General features: G+C 74.2%; 16 protein-coding genes. 10 read left to right on the top strand and 6 right to left on the bottom strand.

Going from position 1 to position 16,892, the window contains the following annotated elements:
* The first annotated feature begins 20 nt into the window (after nt 1-20).
* The gene (locus ACQPXG_RS24160) at nt 21-1,352 is read left to right on the top strand and encodes a DUF2252 domain-containing protein (protein ID WP_433461383.1); all 1,332 of its coding nucleotides are present in this window, start codon (nt 21-23) and stop codon (nt 1,350-1,352) included.
* A 15-nt stretch (nt 1,353-1,367) separates the two neighbouring features.
* On the opposite strand, the gene ACQPXG_RS24155 is transcribed toward ACQPXG_RS24160, so the two are convergent.
* Complete coding sequence (locus tag ACQPXG_RS24155) at nt 1,368-2,963, bottom strand: PP2C family protein-serine/threonine phosphatase (RefSeq protein ID WP_433461382.1); 1,596 nt, start codon at nt 2,961-2,963, stop codon at nt 1,368-1,370.
* Between the two features lie 100 nt (nt 2,964-3,063).
* Here ACQPXG_RS24155 and ACQPXG_RS24150 point away from each other — a divergent pair, with 100 nt between their 5' ends.
* Nucleotides 3,064-3,864, top strand: a complete 801-nt coding sequence (locus tag ACQPXG_RS24150; RefSeq protein WP_433461381.1) for an SAM-dependent methyltransferase — start codon at nt 3,064-3,066, stop codon at nt 3,862-3,864.
* An 8-nt stretch (nt 3,865-3,872) separates the two neighbouring features.
* On the opposite strand, the gene ACQPXG_RS24145 is transcribed toward ACQPXG_RS24150, so the two are convergent.
* Nucleotides 3,873-4,424, bottom strand: coding sequence for a hypothetical protein (locus ACQPXG_RS24145; protein ID WP_433461380.1), 552 nt, complete (start codon nt 4,422-4,424; stop codon nt 3,873-3,875).
* On the bottom strand, nt 4,424-5,191 hold the full coding sequence (locus ACQPXG_RS24140) for a hypothetical protein (protein ID WP_433461379.1): 768 nt from the start codon (nt 5,189-5,191) through the stop codon (nt 4,424-4,426). Before ACQPXG_RS24140 ends, ACQPXG_RS24145 begins: the two co-directional genes overlap by 1 nt.
* Nucleotides 5,192-5,466: 275 nt before the next feature.
* Between ACQPXG_RS24140 and ACQPXG_RS24135 the strand changes: the two genes are divergently transcribed.
* The 6 genes from ACQPXG_RS24135 (at nt 5,467) to ACQPXG_RS24110 (ending at nt 11,883) form a co-directional block, all read left to right on the top strand.
* Complete coding sequence (locus ACQPXG_RS24135) at nt 5,467-7,089, top strand: lysine 5,6-aminomutase subunit alpha (protein ID WP_433461378.1); 1,623 nt, start codon at nt 5,467-5,469, stop codon at nt 7,087-7,089.
* Complete coding sequence (locus tag ACQPXG_RS24130; RefSeq protein ID WP_433461377.1) at nt 7,086-7,934, top strand: OAM dimerization domain-containing protein; 849 nt, start codon at nt 7,086-7,088, stop codon at nt 7,932-7,934. The genes ACQPXG_RS24135 and ACQPXG_RS24130 overlap by 4 nt, the downstream gene beginning before the upstream one ends.
* Nucleotides 7,924-8,322: a hotdog domain-containing protein gene (locus tag ACQPXG_RS24125; RefSeq protein WP_433461376.1), complete on the top strand. Its 399-nt coding sequence runs from the start codon at nt 7,924-7,926 to the stop codon at nt 8,320-8,322. The genes ACQPXG_RS24130 and ACQPXG_RS24125 overlap by 11 nt, the downstream gene beginning before the upstream one ends.
* A 523-nt stretch (nt 8,323-8,845) precedes the next feature.
* Entirely contained in the window at nt 8,846-10,522 is a 1,677-nt protein-coding gene (gene lnt / locus ACQPXG_RS24120) for an apolipoprotein N-acyltransferase (protein ID WP_433461375.1), read from the top strand.
* 5 nt (nt 10,523-10,527) lie between these two features.
* Nucleotides 10,528-11,274 (top strand): polyprenol monophosphomannose synthase, encoded by a 747-nt coding sequence (locus ACQPXG_RS24115; RefSeq protein WP_433461374.1) that lies wholly within the window; start codon nt 10,528-10,530, stop codon nt 11,272-11,274.
* Nucleotides 11,275-11,352: 78 nt separating this feature from the next.
* Nucleotides 11,353-11,883 (top strand): FxsA family protein, encoded by a 531-nt coding sequence (locus ACQPXG_RS24110; protein ID WP_433461373.1) that lies wholly within the window; start codon nt 11,353-11,355, stop codon nt 11,881-11,883.
* 4 nt (nt 11,884-11,887) lie between these two features.
* Here ACQPXG_RS24110 and ACQPXG_RS24105 read toward each other — a convergent pair whose 3' ends face one another.
* From ACQPXG_RS24105 to ACQPXG_RS24095, 3 genes are read right to left on the bottom strand one after another with little or no spacing between them, the layout of a single operon-like run.
* Nucleotides 11,888-12,706 (bottom strand): ABC transporter permease subunit, encoded by an 819-nt coding sequence (locus ACQPXG_RS24105; protein ID WP_433461372.1) that lies wholly within the window; start codon nt 12,704-12,706, stop codon nt 11,888-11,890.
* Nucleotides 12,703-14,148 carry an ABC transporter permease subunit gene (locus ACQPXG_RS24100; protein WP_433461371.1) on the bottom strand — a complete coding sequence of 482 codons (1,446 nt, stop codon included), beginning with the start codon at nt 14,146-14,148 and terminating at the stop codon, nt 12,703-12,705. The genes ACQPXG_RS24105 and ACQPXG_RS24100 overlap by 4 nt, the downstream gene beginning before the upstream one ends.
* The gene (locus ACQPXG_RS24095; RefSeq protein WP_433461370.1) at nt 14,145-15,074 is read right to left on the bottom strand and encodes an ABC transporter ATP-binding protein; all 930 of its coding nucleotides are present in this window, start codon (nt 15,072-15,074) and stop codon (nt 14,145-14,147) included. Before ACQPXG_RS24095 ends, ACQPXG_RS24100 begins: the two co-directional genes overlap by 4 nt.
* 136 nt (nt 15,075-15,210) lie before the next feature.
* Between ACQPXG_RS24095 and ACQPXG_RS24090 the strand changes: the two genes are divergently transcribed.
* Together ACQPXG_RS24090 and ACQPXG_RS24085 are read left to right on the top strand one after the other, a co-directional pair.
* The gene (locus tag ACQPXG_RS24090) at nt 15,211-16,206 is read left to right on the top strand and encodes a sensor histidine kinase (protein WP_433461369.1); all 996 of its coding nucleotides are present in this window, start codon (nt 15,211-15,213) and stop codon (nt 16,204-16,206) included.
* Nucleotides 16,203-16,865, top strand: a complete 663-nt coding sequence (locus ACQPXG_RS24085) for a response regulator (protein WP_433461368.1) — start codon at nt 16,203-16,205, stop codon at nt 16,863-16,865. The genes ACQPXG_RS24090 and ACQPXG_RS24085 overlap by 4 nt, the downstream gene beginning before the upstream one ends.
* Nucleotides 16,866-16,892 lie beyond the last annotated feature (27 nt).

The following is a 16,892-nucleotide window of genomic DNA, read 5'->3' as shown; positions in this document are numbered from 1 at the left end:
CGATCATCGAGGGAGAGAGCATGGCGAGCATCACCGAGGAGCTGCGCGGGCGGGACCCGAAGGAGCGCCGGGCGCAGATCGTCGACGTCCTGGTCGACGCGTTCTCGGACCTGGTGGAGCGCAGCCCCGCCGAGTTCCGCCGCCGCTTCCGCAAGATGGCCTCCGACCCGTTCGCGTTCTACCGGGGCAGCGCCTGCCTGTTCTACGCCGACATCGTGCACGACGACGACCCGTGGGCCGACGAGCGCACGTCCCGCGTATGGATCCAGGGGGACCTGCACGCGCAGAACTTCGGCACCTACATGAACGACGACGGCGTGTTCGTCTTCGACGTCAACGATTACGACGAGGCGTACGTCGGCCACTTCACCTGGGACGTCAAGCGGCTCGTCGCGAGCCTGGCGCTGCTGGCCTGGCAGAAGGCGATCTCCGACGCCGACATCCGCCGGCTCATCGAGACCTACGTGCGCGGCTACGTCGACCAGGTCCGGCACTTCGCCGCGCACGAGGGCGACGAGAAGTTCGCGCTGACGCTCGCCACCACCGACGGCTACGTCCGGGACGTGCTGGTGGCCGCGATGGGCGGCACCCGGATCGCGCTACTGCAGGGCATGACGGTCGTGGACGGGCCGGACCGCCGGTTCCGGGACCGGCCCGGCGTCCGCCGCCTGGACGAGGCCGAGCGCGCCAAGGTCGAGGCCGCCTACCAGGAGTACCTGACGACCATCCCGTCGGAGAAGCGGTTCGGCAGCCTCACCTACGAGGTCAAGGACATCGTCGGCGCGTCCGGGTTCGGGATCGGGTCGGCCGGGCTGTCGGCCTACAACATCCTGGTGGAGGGCAACACGCAGGCGCTGGAGAACGACGTCATCCTGTCGATGAAGCAGGGCAACGTCGCCGCGGCCAGCCGTGTCGTCGACGATCCGCGCATCCGCGAGTACTTCCAGCACCACGGGCACCGCACCGCGGTGTCGCGGCGGGCGCTGCAGGCCAACAGCGACCCGTGGCTCGGGCACACCCAGATCGACGGCGTCGGCTACGTCGTCCAGGAGTTGTCGCCCTACGAGGAGGACCTGGACTGGGGCGGCCTCACCGAGCCCGAGGACATGCTGTCGGTGCTGGACGACCTGGGCCGCGCCACCGCCAAGGTGCACTGCGTGTCCGACACCGACTCCGACCACACCCTGGTCGGGTTCCAGGTCGAGGACGCCATCAATGCGGCGATCGGCCCGGACGAGTCCGCGTTCGTCGAGGCGATGGTCGCGTTCGGCACCGAGTACGCCGAGATCGTCCGGGACGACCACGAATACTTCGTGGACGCGTTCCGCAACCACGAGATCCCGGGCCTGTAGCGGCCCCGCCGCCGGTCACGGGCCGGACGGGCGGACCAGGAGCAGGGCTATGTCGTCGTGGCCCTGCTGGTCGGCGAGGAGGGTGAGGACGCCGTCGGCCGTGTCCTCCAGCGTGCCGTCCTGCGAGGCGACCAGGGCCGACGCGAGGCGGGCGATGCCCTCGTCCAGGTTGCGCATGCGGCTCTCCACGAGGCCGTCGGTGTAGAGGGCGAGGGTGGCGCCCGCCGGGATCGCCGCCGGCACCTGGGCGTACTCGGCGGGGTGGGCGGCGTCGGACACCCCGAGCGGCAGCCCCTCGGGGACGGCGAAGTGCCGCGCCGCCCCGCCGGGAAGGGCGAGCAGCGGCGGGGGGTGTCCGGCGCTCGCCACCTCGCAGCGCAGCGTCCGCGGGTCGCAGACCAGGCACAGGCAGGTGGCGAACTGGGCGGCGTCCAGGTCCTGCGCGATGGCGTCGAGCCGCCGCAGCACCTCGCCCGGCGGGAACTCGCAGCTGACCAGGGTGTGCGCGGCGACCCGGAGCTGCCCCATCGCGGCGGCGGCGGTGACGCCGTGCCCGACCGAGTCGCCGATCACCACGGCGATCTTGTCGCCGGGGAGCGGGACCACGTCGTACCAGTCGCCGCCGACGCCGCTGCGGGCCGGCAGGTAGCGGTGCGCGATCTCCAGTCCCGGCGGCGCGGCGACAGCGGCGGGCAGCAGCCCGGCCTTCAGCGCCGTCGCGGTGCGGTGCTCGCGCCGGTACTGGAAGGCGTTGTCGACGCATGTCGCGGCGCGGCCGGCCAGCTCGGAGGCCAGCGCGGCGTCGGCGGCGCCGAACGGCAGCCGGCCGCGCTTGCGGCTGAACACCGCGAACCCGAGCGCCCGGCCGCGCGCGATCAGCGGCACCGCCAGCAGCGAGACGTGCTCCAGGAGGCCGTCGATGAGGCGGCCGGTGCGGTGCGCGAGAGTGTCCTGGACGGCGTCGCCGCCGAACTCGATCATGCGGCCGGTGCCGAGGCAGCGGGCGTAGGGGGTGGACGGCGGGTAGACGATGACCTCGTTGACGGGGAACTCGCGGGCCCAGCGCTTCGGGTCGTCCTCGGCGAACGCGACCGCGAGGCGCCGCACGACCGCCGAGCCGTCGGCCTCGACGGCGGGCTGGTCGTCGTCGGCCAGCAGCCGTTCCAGCACGTAGATCGCGCCCGCGTCGGCGAACCGGGGCACCGTGACGGCGACGATCTCCCGTGCGGTCAGATGCAGGTCGAGGGTGGAACCGATGCGGCGGCCGGCCTCGTTCAGCAGCTGCAGCCCGCCCGTCCAGGGCGGGGAGACGGTCAGCAGCACCTGGACGCGGCCGTCCGGGCCCGTCATCGGCTCGCAGGTGACCGACAGGCCGTCCCCCGACAGCGGCAGTACCCCGCACCAGGCGCGGCCGGACCCGGCCAGCTTCAGCGCCACCAGCAGCGGCTCGGCCGCGGCGGGGCGGCCGAGCAGGTCGGGCAGCACGGCTCCGGCCGCCGCGGCGGCGTCGCGGCCGAACAGCCGCGCCGCGCCCTCGCTCCACCCGGTGATCAGGCCGTCCGGGGTGAGCAGGACGGTCACCGGTCCCGGCCCTGCGGGGGGTTCGGACATCGGTCCTCACTGTCCCGTATGCGCGGGCCGCCCGCGGTGGCGCGCGTTACGCTGAGGTCCGCGCGGACGGCACCCTTCGGTTGAAAAAGGGAGACGATGCATGGACTCCGAGTGGATCCCACCCGAAGTCGACAGTCAGAGGCCTAGCGTCGCACGGGTGTATGACTTTCTGCTCGGCGGAGCCCACAATTTCGCGTCCGACCGCGATCTGGCGACGGGGCTGCTGCGGGTCGAGCCGCAGGCGCGGGAACTGGCGCAGGCGAACCGGGCGTTCCTGCGCCGGGCGGTCCGCACGCTCGCGGAGGCCGGCATCGCCCAGTTCGTCGACATCGGGTCGGGCATCCCGACGCAGGGCAACGTGCACGAGGTCGCGCAGAGCGTGAATCCGGCCGCGCGCGTGGTGTACGTCGACAACGACGACGTCGCGGTCGCGCACAGCCGCAGCATCCTGGCGGGCAACGACCGCGCCACGGTGATCCAGGCCGACATGCGCGACCCCGGGGGCATCCTCGCCGACCCCGGCCTGAAGGGGCTGATCGACCCCGCCGAGCCGGTCGCGTTCCTGCTCGTCGCGGCACTGCACCTGATCAAGGACGAGGAGGACCCGGCCGGCATCGTCGCGGCGCTGCGCGACGCGGCCGCGCCCGGCAGCGCCCTGGTGGTCTCCCATCTCACCCATGAGGCGCAGCCGGGCAAGACCGCGGCGATCGGCAAGCTGTACGACCGCGCCACGTCCCCTGCGGTGTCCCGGTCGCACACCGAGATCCTGCGGTTCTTCGACGGCTGGGACATGCTCGACCCCGGCCTGGTGTACGTGCCGCTGTGGCGTCCGGACGAGGGGGAGACCGTCGACGATCCCGAGCGGTTCCTGGTGTTCGGCGGAGTCGGCCGGCTGCCCTGACGTGCCGCTCAGCGCGCGAAGGCGATGGCGGTGCCCGCGCTGACGACGACCGCGACGACCACCAGCACCAGCGGGGTGCTCAGCGGGTCGCGGCGCCGGGACGGCGCCTTCACCGCGCGCGGCGCCTCGTGCGCCGGCGCGGGGGAGGACTCGGCCGGGGGCGGGCGCTCGGCGGGAGGTGCGGGCTCGGGCCGCGTCCGCGGCGGCGGGCTGGGCGCCCGCCGCGCGATCGCCGCGGGCCGCGGGCTCGGTGCGGCCGGGTCTTCCGCCTCGGGCCGTGGTGGCTCGGCCGGCTTCTCCGGGAGGTCGGGTGTCTCCGGCGGGGGCTCCTCCGTATGCGGCGGCGGCACGGGCGATGGCGGCGGCGGGGTGTCCGGCGGTGGTTCGCAGCCGGGCGGGGCGTCGACGCCGATGTGGATGTCGATGCACACCTGGATCAGGGGTGTCGGGTCCGGGCCGGCGAGAGCGCAGGCCGGGAACGCCAGGGCGGCCGCGGCCGCCGCGGGCAGCACCGCGACGCGGGGGAGGAGGCGGCGCCGTCTCACGTTCCGGGGGCGCATCAGCCGCCTCCCGCGATGCGCCGGAGGTCGGCGTGCAGGCCGGTGAACGCGTCCGGGCCGACGGCGAGGGCGCCGGCGAACACGTGCGAGATGTCGATGCTCAGGTAGATCCCGGCCGCGAGCAGCGCCGCCATCAGCGTCAGCGGCACCAGCGTCGCCCCGCGCGGGCGGGCGCCGGTCAGGAACGGCAGCAGCACGACCACGATCCCGGTGAGGGCGGTGGTGGCGATCAGGCCGGGCGGAGGCGTCACCCGGGCGTCCATGGCGCGCTGCCGCCGCGCCGCGGAGATCTCTCCGATGTGGTCGAGGACGGCGTTGCGGGCGTCCTTGAGTTCGTCGGTGCCGGCCTTGATCGCGATGACGTCGCGGCGCAGCCGGTCCAGGTCGGCCCAGCCGCGGGCGGTGAGCCGCCCGTGCCGCATGGCCCGCCACTCGGGGCCGCGGACGAGGTCGACGTAGGAGATCAGGCCCTGCTGGACGCGCCGGGCGTCGGGGGCGTCCAGGCGCTGGGCGGCCCAGTACGCCTCGGCGACCGCCTGGCTCTCGGCGTAGGTGTTGGAGCGGGCGGCGTCCGCCGACGTCCACGGCACGACGATGGCGATGGCGAACGCCAGCAGGAACAGCGCCGAGAGCATCGCCCCGGTGTGGGCCGCGGTGGGCCCGTCCGGATCGGGGTCCTCCACCCCGGCGCGCGCCTTCCGCACCAGCCGGCTCGCCACCAGCACCACTCCGGCCGCGCAGGCCGCGGCCACGATGTAAACGATCATGCCCCTCCCGGTCAAGAGATCCGTGATGACTTCGGGTGAGCGTATCTTTACGGAACGTGGCTACCGGCAAGTTCGCCGACGGCCGTCACCTGAAGGTGAGATGTCCGCCACGGAAGGGAGGATGGGGGTGCCGCCGGCGGGAAGGTCGCGAAGATCTGGCGGTAGTTCTTGTGAAATACCGTGTTGATACCGGAAGATCTCCCGTAGAGAACTCGGTACGAAGGATGATTGTTCGACCCGGCCTGAGAGGGGCGGCTGCGTGAGGGGAGACGCCGATGGCGCCGCAGGGAAAGCTGGACCTCGATCCGGAGGTGGTGCGCACCGCCCGGCGGCTCGCCGCCCGCGCCGCCGAACCCATCATCGCGATGGCGCGCTCCCACACGACCGTCTCGGTCGAGCGGGCGCTGCTGCGGCTCGCGGGCCTCACCGGCGCCGACGATGAGGGGCGCCCCTGGGCCAACCATCTCGCCGACACCGTCCGCGACCAGGTCGGCCTGGAGCACGGGCTCGCCCTCCCGGTCTGGGACGCTCTGCTGACCGGGCCGCACGGCTCCCTCGGCGACCTCGCCCAGGCCGCCGCCCGGGGCCGGGTGTCGTTCCGGCTGCCGTCCGGGACCGACGCCGAGCACGCCCGCAAGGCCGCCGGCGAGGCCGCCCGCGGCGGGATGGCGCGCGTCGACCGGCGCCGCGCCGAACGGGACCGGCTGCTGGCCGAGCTGCCCACCCCCGACATGGCGGACCAGCCGCGGCCGCTGGTGTACCTGATCGTCGCGACCGGCGACATCTACGAGGACATCCCGCAGGCGCAGGCCGCCGCGCGCGAGGGCGCCGACATCGTCGCGGTGATCCGCTCCACCGGGCAGTCGCTGCTGGACTTCGTCCCCGAGGGCGCCACCCGCGAGGGCTACGCCGGCACCTACGCCACCCGGGAGAACTTCCGGCTGATGCGCTCCGCGCTCGACGACGTATCCCGCGAGCTCGGCCGGTACGTGCGGCTGACGAACTACGCGTCCGGGCTGTGCATGCCGGAGATCGCCACGCTCGCCGGGCTGGAGCGCCTGGACATGATGCTGAACGACTGCATGTACGGGATCATCTTCCGCGACATCAACCCCCGCCGCACGTTCATCGACCAGCGGTTCTCCCGGCAGATCCACGCCCGCGCCGGCATCGTCATCAACACCGGCGAGGACAACTACCTCACCACCGCCGACGCGGTCGACGCCGCGCACACGGTGATCGTCAGCCAGCTGCTGAACGAGCGGTTCGGGCACGAGGCCGGCCTCACCGACGCCCAGCTCGGCCTCGGCCACGCCTTCGAGATCAACCCGGCGATCCCCGAGTCGTTCCGGCTGGAGCTCGCGCACGCCCAGCTCGTCCGGGAGCTGTTCCCCGGCGCGCCGCTGAAGTACATGCCGCCGACCAAGCACATGACCGGCAACATCTTCGCCGGGTACCTGCTGGACGCGTTCTTCAACCTCGCCGGCGTCATGACCGGGCAGTCGATCATCCTGATCGGGATGATGACCGAGGGCATCCACACCCCGTGGCTGTCGGACCGCGACCTCGCGCTGGAGAACGTCCGCTACGTCCGCGACGCCTGCGGGAACCTCGCCGAGGACTTCATGCCGCGCCCGGACGGGATGCTCGTCCAGCGCGCCAAGCAGGTCCTGTCGGAGTCGGTCGACCTGCTCGGACGCGTCGCCGACGACGGGCTCCTCGCCGCCATCGCCGAAGGCACGTTCGGCATCACCCGCCGCCCGCCCGACGCCGGCAAGGGCCTGGACGGGGTCGTCCCCCGCGCCGACGGGTACTTCAACCCCGCGATCGAGATCCTCGACGACGAGGACCCGCACGCGGCCGCCCGCAACGCCGCCGACCAGGAGGTGCCCGCATGACGGTCGAGACCCCCGGGACAGGGACCGGAACCCAGTCCCCGGCCGAGCCCGCCGACACCCGGCAGGTGATCCGGCCCTACGGCGACACCACCGGCGACGGCATGGTGCAGATGTCGTTCACCCTGCCCGTCCCCGCGGGCAAACGGGCCGACGCCGCCGCTCTGCAGCTCGCCGGCAAGATGGGGCTGGACCCCGCCAGCGTCGTCCACGCCAAGCCGATGGGCCCCGACTTCACCTTCTTCATCGTGTACGGCAAGGTCCGGCACCTCATCGACTACGCGTCCATCCCCGTCCCGGAGGAGCGCGCCTACCCGCTGCTGACCTCGCAGGAGGTGAACCAGGCGATCCGCGGCTCCCTGAACCGGCGGCTCGTCGTCGTCGGCGCCTGCATCGGCACCGACGCCCACACCGTCGGCATCGACGCGATCCTCAACGTCAAGGGGTTCGCGGGAGAGAAGGGCCTGGAGTACTACCGCGAGATCCAGGTCGTGAACATGGGCGCCCAGGTCACGGTGGAGGAGCTGGTGGAGCGCGCCAAGGCCGAGAACGCCGACGCGGTCCTGGTCTCGCAGGTCGTCACCCAGCGCAACGCGCACCTGCACAACACCAAGCAGATGGCCGGCGCGTTCCACGCCGAGTACCCGACCGCCGTCGCCGGGGGCATGGGACGGCCCCTGCTGGTCGTCGGCGGCCCCCGGTTCGACACCGTCACCGAGGCCGACCTCGGCGTCGACCGCATCTTCGGCAAGGGCACCACCCCCGCGGAGGTCGCCAGCTACCTCGTCCACGCCCTGCTGCCCGCCCAGAACGACGGAGCGACCGACGGAGCGACCGATGATGAGTGATCCGCGCGAGGGGCTGACCGTCACCCACCGCCGCTACATCCCCTACTCGCACGCCCACTACGCCGGCGACCTGGTCGACGGCGCGTACGTGCTCGGGCTGTTCGGGGACGTGGCGACGGAGCTGTGCATCCGCACCGACGGCGACGAGGGCCTGTTCGCCTCCTACTCCGACGTGCAGTTCCGCGCGCCCGTCCGGGCCGGGGACGTCCTTGAGACCACGGCCGTCCTCACCCGCGCCGGCACCCGCAGCCGCGTGATGGAGTTCGAGGCCCGCGTGGTGTGCCGGGGCCGCCCCGACAAGGGCGAGTCGGCCGCCGAGGTACTGCCCGAGCCGGTCGTGGCGGTCACCGCGTCCGGGACCGTCGTGGTCTCCGCGCCCGGCGGCTGAGCCCCCCGAAACCATGATCGGCGGCGTCCGGCGGGCAATTCGCCGGACGCCCTGATCATGGTGCTGAACTGGGGGAACGTGGAGTCGCCGCAGAACATGCGGCGGTTGACAAGGGGGCGGAAGGCGGTAGTTTTGCTGCAGTCCAGCACGGGACTCACCGATCGGCCGCCCGAGGCGCCGCCGGGCACCGCGCCGCGACGGGGACGGGGATCACGCGAGTGATCGGCATCGTGCCCGCCCGAGCCAGCGCGGTGGGCCGGGGCCGTGCCCGGGCGGAGCCGCCCGATCGCGCGGGGGGTTGGACCACGGAAGGGCCCGGACATCCAGTAGAAAACGGAGCCTCGTTCTCACCGCCTGTGGGACGACTCCGGCCCGACGGATGTCGCGGGCCCTCTTCCGTGTCCGGAGGCCGCCGCGGACCCCCGCCATGGACCCTCCCCCTCCATCCGCGCGGGCCCGCGGTCGCCGTGGTCGTCCCTTCCCGGTAGCGTTCCGGCAAGGGACCGAGTGAACGAGGTGGGACGTGGCCCAGGAGATCCTCCCGGACCGGTCGCCGGCCAAGGGCGACGCCGAAGCGCCGGCCGTCACCGCGGCGCCGCGGGGACGGTGGAGCCGGCTGCGCGGCGGCGGCCGCGCCGGCTGGCCCCGGACGCTGCTGGCCGTCGCCGCCGGCCTGCTCATGTGGCCGGCGTTCCCGCCCATCGGCCTCACCCCGCTCGCCCCGGCCGGCGTCGCGCTGCTCACCCTCGCGCTGCGCGGCCAGGCCGCCCGCACCGCCGCCTGGCTCGCCTTCGCCGCCGGCGCCGCGTTCTTCATCCCCGTCCTGGAGGGCATCTCCAGGATCGGCCCGGACGGATGGATCATCCTCAGCCTCGTCCAGGCCGCCTACTTCCTCCCGCTCGGCGCCGGGATCGCGCTGGTCTCCCGGCTGCCGGGCTGGCCGGTCTGGACTGCCGCGCTGTGGGTCGGTGAGGAACTGCTCCGCGGCCGCGTCCCGTTCGGCGGGTTCCCCTGGGCGCGGCTGGCGTTCAGCCAGACCGCCACGCCCCTGACCCCGTACGCGTCCTACGGCGGCGCGCCCCTGGTCACGTTCCTGACGGCGCTGATCGGCGGGCTGCTCGCCTGCGCCGCCCTTGCCGCCCACCGCGCCTACCGCGCCCGCCAGGCACGCGCCTCCGGCCCGGAGACCGGTGAGGGGGCGGCGCCGCGGACGTGGCGCACGCTCGTGCCCGCCGCGGTCTGCCTCGCCGCCGTCGCCGCCGTGGTGGGCGGCGGGACGCTGATCCCCACCCCCGCGTCCGGCCGCCCGGTCACCGTCGCGGTCATCCAGGGCAACGTGCCGCGCCTCGGCCTGGACTTCCTCGGCCAGCGCAAGGCCGTCCTGAACAACCATGTGAAGGCCACCCACGAGCTCGCCGCGCAGGTCCGCGCCGGCAAGGTCGCCAAGCCCCAGCTGGTGGTGTGGCCGGAGAACGCCAGCGACCTGGACCCCTACGCAGAGCCCGACGCCTACAACGCCATCGACGGCGCCGTGAAGGACGTCGGCGTCCCCGTCCTCGTCGGCGCCCTCACCGACACCCCCGACGGCGAGAAGGTCGAGAACCGCGGAATCGTCTGGGACCCGGAGACCGGCCCCGGCGACTACTACGTCAAGCGGCACCCGGTCCCGTTCGGGGAGTACCTGCCGTTCCGCGACGTCCTCACCAAGCTGATCACCCGGTTCCAGCGGATCCCGCGCGACTTCGCCAAGGGCACCCGCTCCGGCGTGATGCGGCTCGGGCCGGTGAACATCGGCGACGTGATCTGCTTCGAGGTCGCCTACGACAAGGAGGTCCGCGACGTCGCGCGCGGGAACATCCTGGTCGTGCAGACCAACAACGCCACCTACGGCAAGACCAGCCTGCCGCCCCAGCAGATCGCCATGTCGCGGCTGCGCGCGGTCGAACATGGCCGTACGATCTTGGTTGCCGCGACGAGCGGGATCAGCGCGATCGTCGCGCCCGACGGCCGGATGATCGACCGGTCCCGGGAGTTCGTCCCCGACATCCAGGTCGCGAGCGTCCCGGCGCGCACGTCGCGGACGCTTTCGGACCGGCTGGGGGAGGCGCCCGAGTGGACGCTCGCGCTGCTCGGGCTCGGCGCGCTCTGCGCGGCGGCATGGACGGCCCGGAAGACGGCACCGGAGAACGAGGGGAATTGACACCGATGGAGATCCCAGCCGACCTCGGCCGGGTGCTCGTGATCATCCCGACGTACAACGAGCGGGACAACATCGAGCGCGTCGCCGGCCGGGTGCGCGAGGCCGCCCCGTCGGTGGACGTCCTGGTCGTGGACGACGCGAGCCCCGACGGCACCGGCGAGGTCGCCGATGCGATGGCCGCGGAGGACGAGCAGATCAAGGTCCTGCACCGGCAGGGCAAGGACGGCCTCGGCCCCGCCTACATCGCCGGGTTCCGCTGGGCCGCCGAGCACGGCTACGACGTCATGGTCGAGATGGACGCCGACGGCTCCCACCAGCCCGAGGAGCTGCCGCGGCTGCTCTCGGCGCTGGAGGACGCCGACCTGGTCATCGGCGCCCGCTGGGTCCCTGGCGGCGAGGTCCGGAACTGGCCGAAGCGGCGGGAGGCGCTGTCGCGCGGCGCCAACACCTACGCCCGGCTGATGCTCGGCATCCCCCTGCACGACGCCACCGCCGGTTACCGCGCGTTCCGCGCGGCGACCCTGGACAAGATCGGCCTGGACGAGGTCGACTCGCGCGGCTACTGCTTCCAGATCGACCTGGCGCTGCGCGCCCTGCGGCAGGGGCTCCGCGTGGTGGAGGTGCCGATCACGTTCGTCGAACGCGAGCACGGCACCAGCAAGATGAGCCGGGACGTGATGGCCGAGGCGGCGCTGCGCATCACCCAGTGGGGCATGTCCGACCGCGTCGGCAAGCGCCGCCCTCCCCGCTGAGCGCTCCCCGGGGAAACGTTCGGGGCCGTCCCGGCGTTGTACGGGGTGAGTCTTTTCGACGACCCCGAAGATGGAGCCATGCTGCCGCTGCTGATCGTCCTGGCGTTCCTGCTGGTGCCGGTCCTGGAGATATTCGTGCTGATCCAGGTCGGCGAGGTGATCGGCGCCTGGCCCACGGTCGGGCTGCTGATCGCCGAGACCGTCCTCGGCGGGTGGCTCGTCCGCCGGGAGGGCCGCCGCGCCTGGCGGGCCCTGCAGGACACCGTCCAGCGCGGGGTGCTGCCCGACCGGGAGCTCGCGGACGCGGCTCTGGTCATGGCCGGCGGCGTGCTCCTGCTGTTCCCCGGGTTCGTCACCGATGCGCTCGGGCTGCTGGTCGTGCTGCCGTTCACCCGCCCGCTCGTCCGGCGGGCCCTGTCGGCGTTCGCGGCGCGGCGGATCCGGGCGGCCGAGGAGCGCGCCGCGACGGTGTTCCCGCCGGGCCTCGGCGGCACCGGGTTCGACCCGTTCGGCCGCGGGCCGGGCCCCGAACGCGTCGAGACCCCGCCGGGACCGGTGGTCCGCGGCGAGGTCGTCCACGAGGACGACGACACGTCGTCCCGCACCTGAGCGCTCAGGCGTCGCGGCGGGTGAACACGGCACCGCCCGCCAGCAGTGCCGCGCCCGCGTAGCAGGCCAGCACGCCGAGGCCCTGCCACGGGCCGATCGGCAGCCGGTCCAGGTCCCGGGTCGCCTGGACCGCCAGCCCCGCCGGCATCGGCGCGGCCCTCTCCAGCCGCTCCTCCCACTTCGCGTCCGCGGCCAGCCGGGCGATGACCGGGACGATCCACAGCAGTGCCAGCACCACGGTGATCGCGACCGCCTGCTCCCGCACCACCGTCCCGACGCCGAGCGCCAGCAGCGCGACCAGCACCAGGTACAGGACGGTCCCGGCCGCGGCACGGGCCGTCGGCCCGTCCGTGAGCGTCAGCGGGGGATAGCCTTTGGCGGAGGTGTACCCGTTGCCGGGCAGGATGCCGCGCGCCGCCGCCAGCGCCGCCAGCACCCCGGCCGTCCCGGCGGCGGCCACGACGCCCGCGACCACGGCGGCCTTGGCGGCCAGCACCGTGACCCGGCCCGGGACGGCCGCCAGCGTCGCCGCGATCGTTCCGGTGGCGTACTCGCCGCCGACCGCGAGGACCCCGAGGACGATCGCGGCGACCTGTCCCAGCTGGACGCCCGACAGCGCGAGCTTCGGCGTGTCCTCCATGCACCCGGCGGGCGTGGGGCAGTGCGAGGTGTCCACCGACCCGGTCACCGCGGCGCCGACCGCCGCGACCAGCGCGGCCAGCGCCGGCACGAGCCAGGCGGTGCTCGGCACCGTCCGCAGCTTCGTCCACTCGGCGCGCAGCGCCCGCAGCCCCGTCCGCGCCCCCCGGTTCGCTCCGCTCATGCGTCGCGCCGCCTGACCAGCCACATGGCCGAGGCCAGCGCGGCGGCCGCATAGGCGCACAGCACCCCGAAGCCCGCCCACGGGCCGATGGCCTGGTCGAACCGCGTGACGGTCTGCTGGATCGCGAACCCGGCCGCCGGGGTGAGGCGCTCCAGCCACCGCGCCGCCGACAGCGGCAGCCCGGTCGCCACGATCTGCGGGACGAGCAGGAGCAGCAGCACGATCGAGATCGCCGGTGCGCTGCGCCGCACGATCACCGCGACCGCCATCGAGAACACCGCGATCACGGCGAGCAGCGCCGCCGTGCCGATGACGGCGCGCAGCACGGCGCCGTCCGACAGCGACGGCACGTTCATTCCGTGCGAGCGCTGCAACGGCCCGGCCAGCAGCATCGCCCCGAACGCCGCGACCAGCCCCGCCGCCAGCGACGCCAGCCCCACCACGACCGCCTTGGCGGCCAGCACCCGGCCGCGCCGGGGGGAGGCCGCGAACGTCGTGCGCAGCATGCCGCGCCGGTACTCGGCCGTCACGAACAGCACCGCGAGCGTCACGATCGCCGCCTGCCCGATCAGCATGCCGGTGAGGGTCAGCTCGGTGATGTCCTCGGCGAACTCGTTGGGGCCGATGTCCTCCATCCCCTTGAGCGTGAAGGTGCCGCCGGACTCGGTGCGGCCGTCCAGGTCGGAGCCCGGCCCGGCCGGCCCGCCCGGACCGCCGCGGTCGCGCCACGACGCGCCCGGCTGCGCGGGGGACACCGATACGTTGTCGAACGAGGCGGTGGTGCCGATCGGGTGCCCGGAGACGCTCTCGCCGCCGAACTGCCGCCGCACCTGGATCTCGGCGGGGACGGCCACGACCATGCCCGCGAGCGCCGCGTGCGGCAGGCCCTTCAGCCGGACCGATCCGACGCGGGTCCAGCCGCGGCCGTCGGGCGACTGGTAGCCCGTGACGGTCGTGCCGGAGCGGGTCAGCTTGAGCCAGCGCGGTACGGTGCCCGTCCCGCCGCCGGCGCCGCCTGTCTCGTAGCCGGTCTGGAGGCGCACGCCGTGTCCCGGTGTCACCACCAGAGCCGCGTAGGGGGCTCCGTGCTTGGTACTGCTCCGGATCATGAGCCCGGCCTTGGCCCACGCGTCGGGGCGGTCCTGGGCGGTGACACGGGCGACGATCGTTCCGTTCCCTGCCAAGGGCTGGTAGGTGAAGTGGCCCGCGTCGGTGATCTCCAGCAGGGCCGGGTCGGACGGCCGGTCCCCGCCGCCGCCGGTGGACTGGCTTCCCGCCGCGACCAGCAGCGCCACCAGCACCGTCAGGACGACCGACGCGAGCAGGGCCAGCATCCAGCGCGGGACGGTCCGGAGCTTGGTCCACTCGGCCATCAGCAGCGGGCCGAACCCGTCGCTGGCCTCCGCCTCGACGCTGCTGCGGTAGGAGGTCGTGGTGCTCACCGGGCCTCCCGCCCGGTCACGGCCTGGAACTCCACCGCGTCCCTCGTCAGCTCCATGTACGCCTCCTCCAGCGACGCCCGATGCTCGGAGACGCCCGTGAACGTGACCGCCGCGCCGTTGAGCAGGGCGATGATCCGCTCGGACGCCAGTCCCGCCACGGTCACCGCGTCCGGCCCGTTCGCCGTCACCGTGGCCCCCGCCCGCGCCAGGACGGTCATGGCCTCCTGCCTCCGCGCGGTGCGCAGTTCGACCCTGCCGCCGGACGCGGCGTGCAGCAGATCCGCGACGCTGGTGTCGGCGATCAGCCGGCCCCGCCCGATCACGACCAGGTGGTCGGCGCCGCCCTCCAGCTCGCTCATCAGATGGCTGGACACCAGCACGGCCCGCCCCTCGGCGGCCAGCGACCGCAGCAGCGCCCGGATCCAGGCGATGCCCTCGGGGTCCAGCCCGTTGACCGGCTCGTCGAACATCAGCACCGGCGGGTCGCCGAGGAGCGCGGCGGCGATCCCGAGCCGCTGCCGCATGCCGAGCGAGAACCCGCCGGCCCGCCGCCGGGCCGCGCTCGCCAGCCCGGTCAGCTCGATCACCTCGTCCACCCGCCGCGCCGGCAGGCCGCCGGCGTGCGCGAGCCACAGCAGATGATCGCGGGCCCGCCGCGCCGGATGCACCGCCGCCGCGTCCAGCATCGCCCCGAGCCGGCACAGCGGTGTCCGCAGCGACCGGTAGGGCCGGCCGCCGACCAGCGCGGCCCCGCCGTCGGGCCGGTCCAGACCCATGATCATCCGCATGGTGGTGGACTTGCCGGCGCCGTTCGGGCCGACGAACCCGGTGACCTGCCCGGGCCCGACCGTGAACGACAGGTCGTCCACGGCGACGGTCGGCCCGTACCGCTTGCGCAGGCCCCGCACTTCGATGGTTGCCTCCATGCCCAGGGAGGCTACGGACCGCGGCCGTGTCCGGTCATCACGCCGGGGAGGCGTCTTGGCGGGCTTGGGCCGGGGGAGCGGGCGTCCCTCGCGGGAGGGACGCCGCCGGGGCTCCGGCCACGTCACAATGGCGTGCGTGGGGGAGAGCGACGAGAGCGCCCGGCGCCTGTGGCCGGTGGTGGGAGGCTGCCTGGCGGTCGCCGCCGTCGCCGAGGCCGTCTACCGCACGCACGACTCCGAGGTGATCCTCCCCCTGGCGATCGTCGTGGACGTGTGCGCGACGCTTCCGCTCGCCCTCGTCCGCGAACGGGGCACCACCGCGGCCGTGACGATCACCGTCGCGGCCGCCGCGGCGTGCGCCCTGCACCGCGGCGTCGCCGTCGCCGGTGTGGCCGCGTTCCTGACCGCCTGGGCCGTGCTCGTACGGCGGCGGATCCTGCGCAGGCGCGCCGAGGCCGCCGCGCGGGACGCGTCGAGACGCGCCTTCGAGGACACGCTGCTGGAGCACACCGCGCGCGGCGAGCGGGCCCGCATCGCCCGCGAACTCCACGACGTCGTCGCCCACCACATCTCCATGATCTCCGTCCAGGCCGAGACCGCCCGCCTCGCCGTCCCCGGCATGCCGGAGGACGGCGCCAAGAGGCTGCTGGCCATCGGCGACACCGCCCGCACCGCGCTCACCGAGATGCGGCGGCTGCTCGGCGTGCTGCGCGAGGACGCCGGCGCCGAGCCGACCCGCCGCCCCCAGCCGGGCCTGCAGCAGCTCCTCGACCTGACCGACGAGACCCGCGCGTCGGGCGCCGCGGGCGTCCGGCTGATCGTCCGCGGGGACGTCGCCGCCCTCGACCCGGGGCTGGAACTGGCCGCGTACCGGATCGTCCAGGAGGCCCTGACCAACGCGCGCAGGCACGCGCCGGGCGCCGCCGTCGACGTGGAGATCGACTACGCGCCGGGCGCGCTGCGGGTCAGCGTCCGCGACAACGGCCCCGGCCCCGGCGGCGGGCCCGCCGGGCACGGGCTGCTCGGCATGCGCGAGCGCGCCACCGCCGCCGGCGGCGACCTGCGCACCGGTCCCGGGCCCGCCGGCGGGTTCCTGGTGGAGGCGACGCTGCCGCTGGAGGAGGACTCGTGAACGTCCGCGTCGTGGTGGCCGACGACCAGGAGGTCGTCCGCGCCGGGTTCGGCGCCCTGCTCGGCACCCAGCCCGACCTCGCCGTCGTCGCCACGGCCGGCGACGGCGCCGGCGCGGTCCGCGTCTGCCAGGAGACCCGGCCCGACGTCGTGCTGATGGACGTGCGCATGCCCGTCATGGACGGCATCGAGGCCACCCGCCGCATCACCGCCGACCCCGACCCGCCGCGCGTCCTCATGCTGACGACCTTCGACCTTGACGAGCACGTCTACGACGCCCTGGTCGCGGGCGCCAGCGGGTTCCTGCTCAAGGACGTCACCGCCGAGCGGCTGTTCGACGCCGTCCGGATCGTCGCCGCGGGGGAGGCGCTGCTGGCCCCGGCCGTCACCCGCCGCCTCATCCGGGAGTTCGCCCGGCTGCGGCCCCGCCCGCCCGCGCCGCACGTCCTGGACGCGCTGACCCCGCGCGAGACCGACGTGCTGCGGCTGGTCGCGGCCGGCCTGTCCAACGCCGAGATCGCCGGGCACCTGGTCGTCGGTGAGGAGACGGTCAAGACCCACGTCAGCCGGATCCTGCGCAAGCTCGGGCTGCGCGACCGCGTCCAGGCCGTCGTCGCCGCCTACGAGAGCGGGCTGGTCCTGCCCCGGTCGGGCCGCTGACCCGGACACGAACGACCCCGGACACGA

This window comes from Spirillospora sp. CA-128828 (genome assembly GCF_050945415.1).
Taxonomy (GTDB): Bacteria; Actinomycetota; Actinomycetes; order Streptosporangiales; family Streptosporangiaceae; genus Spirillospora.
Note: the sequence above shows the minus strand (reverse complement) of the source record. Positions and strands in the feature narration are given on the sequence as shown.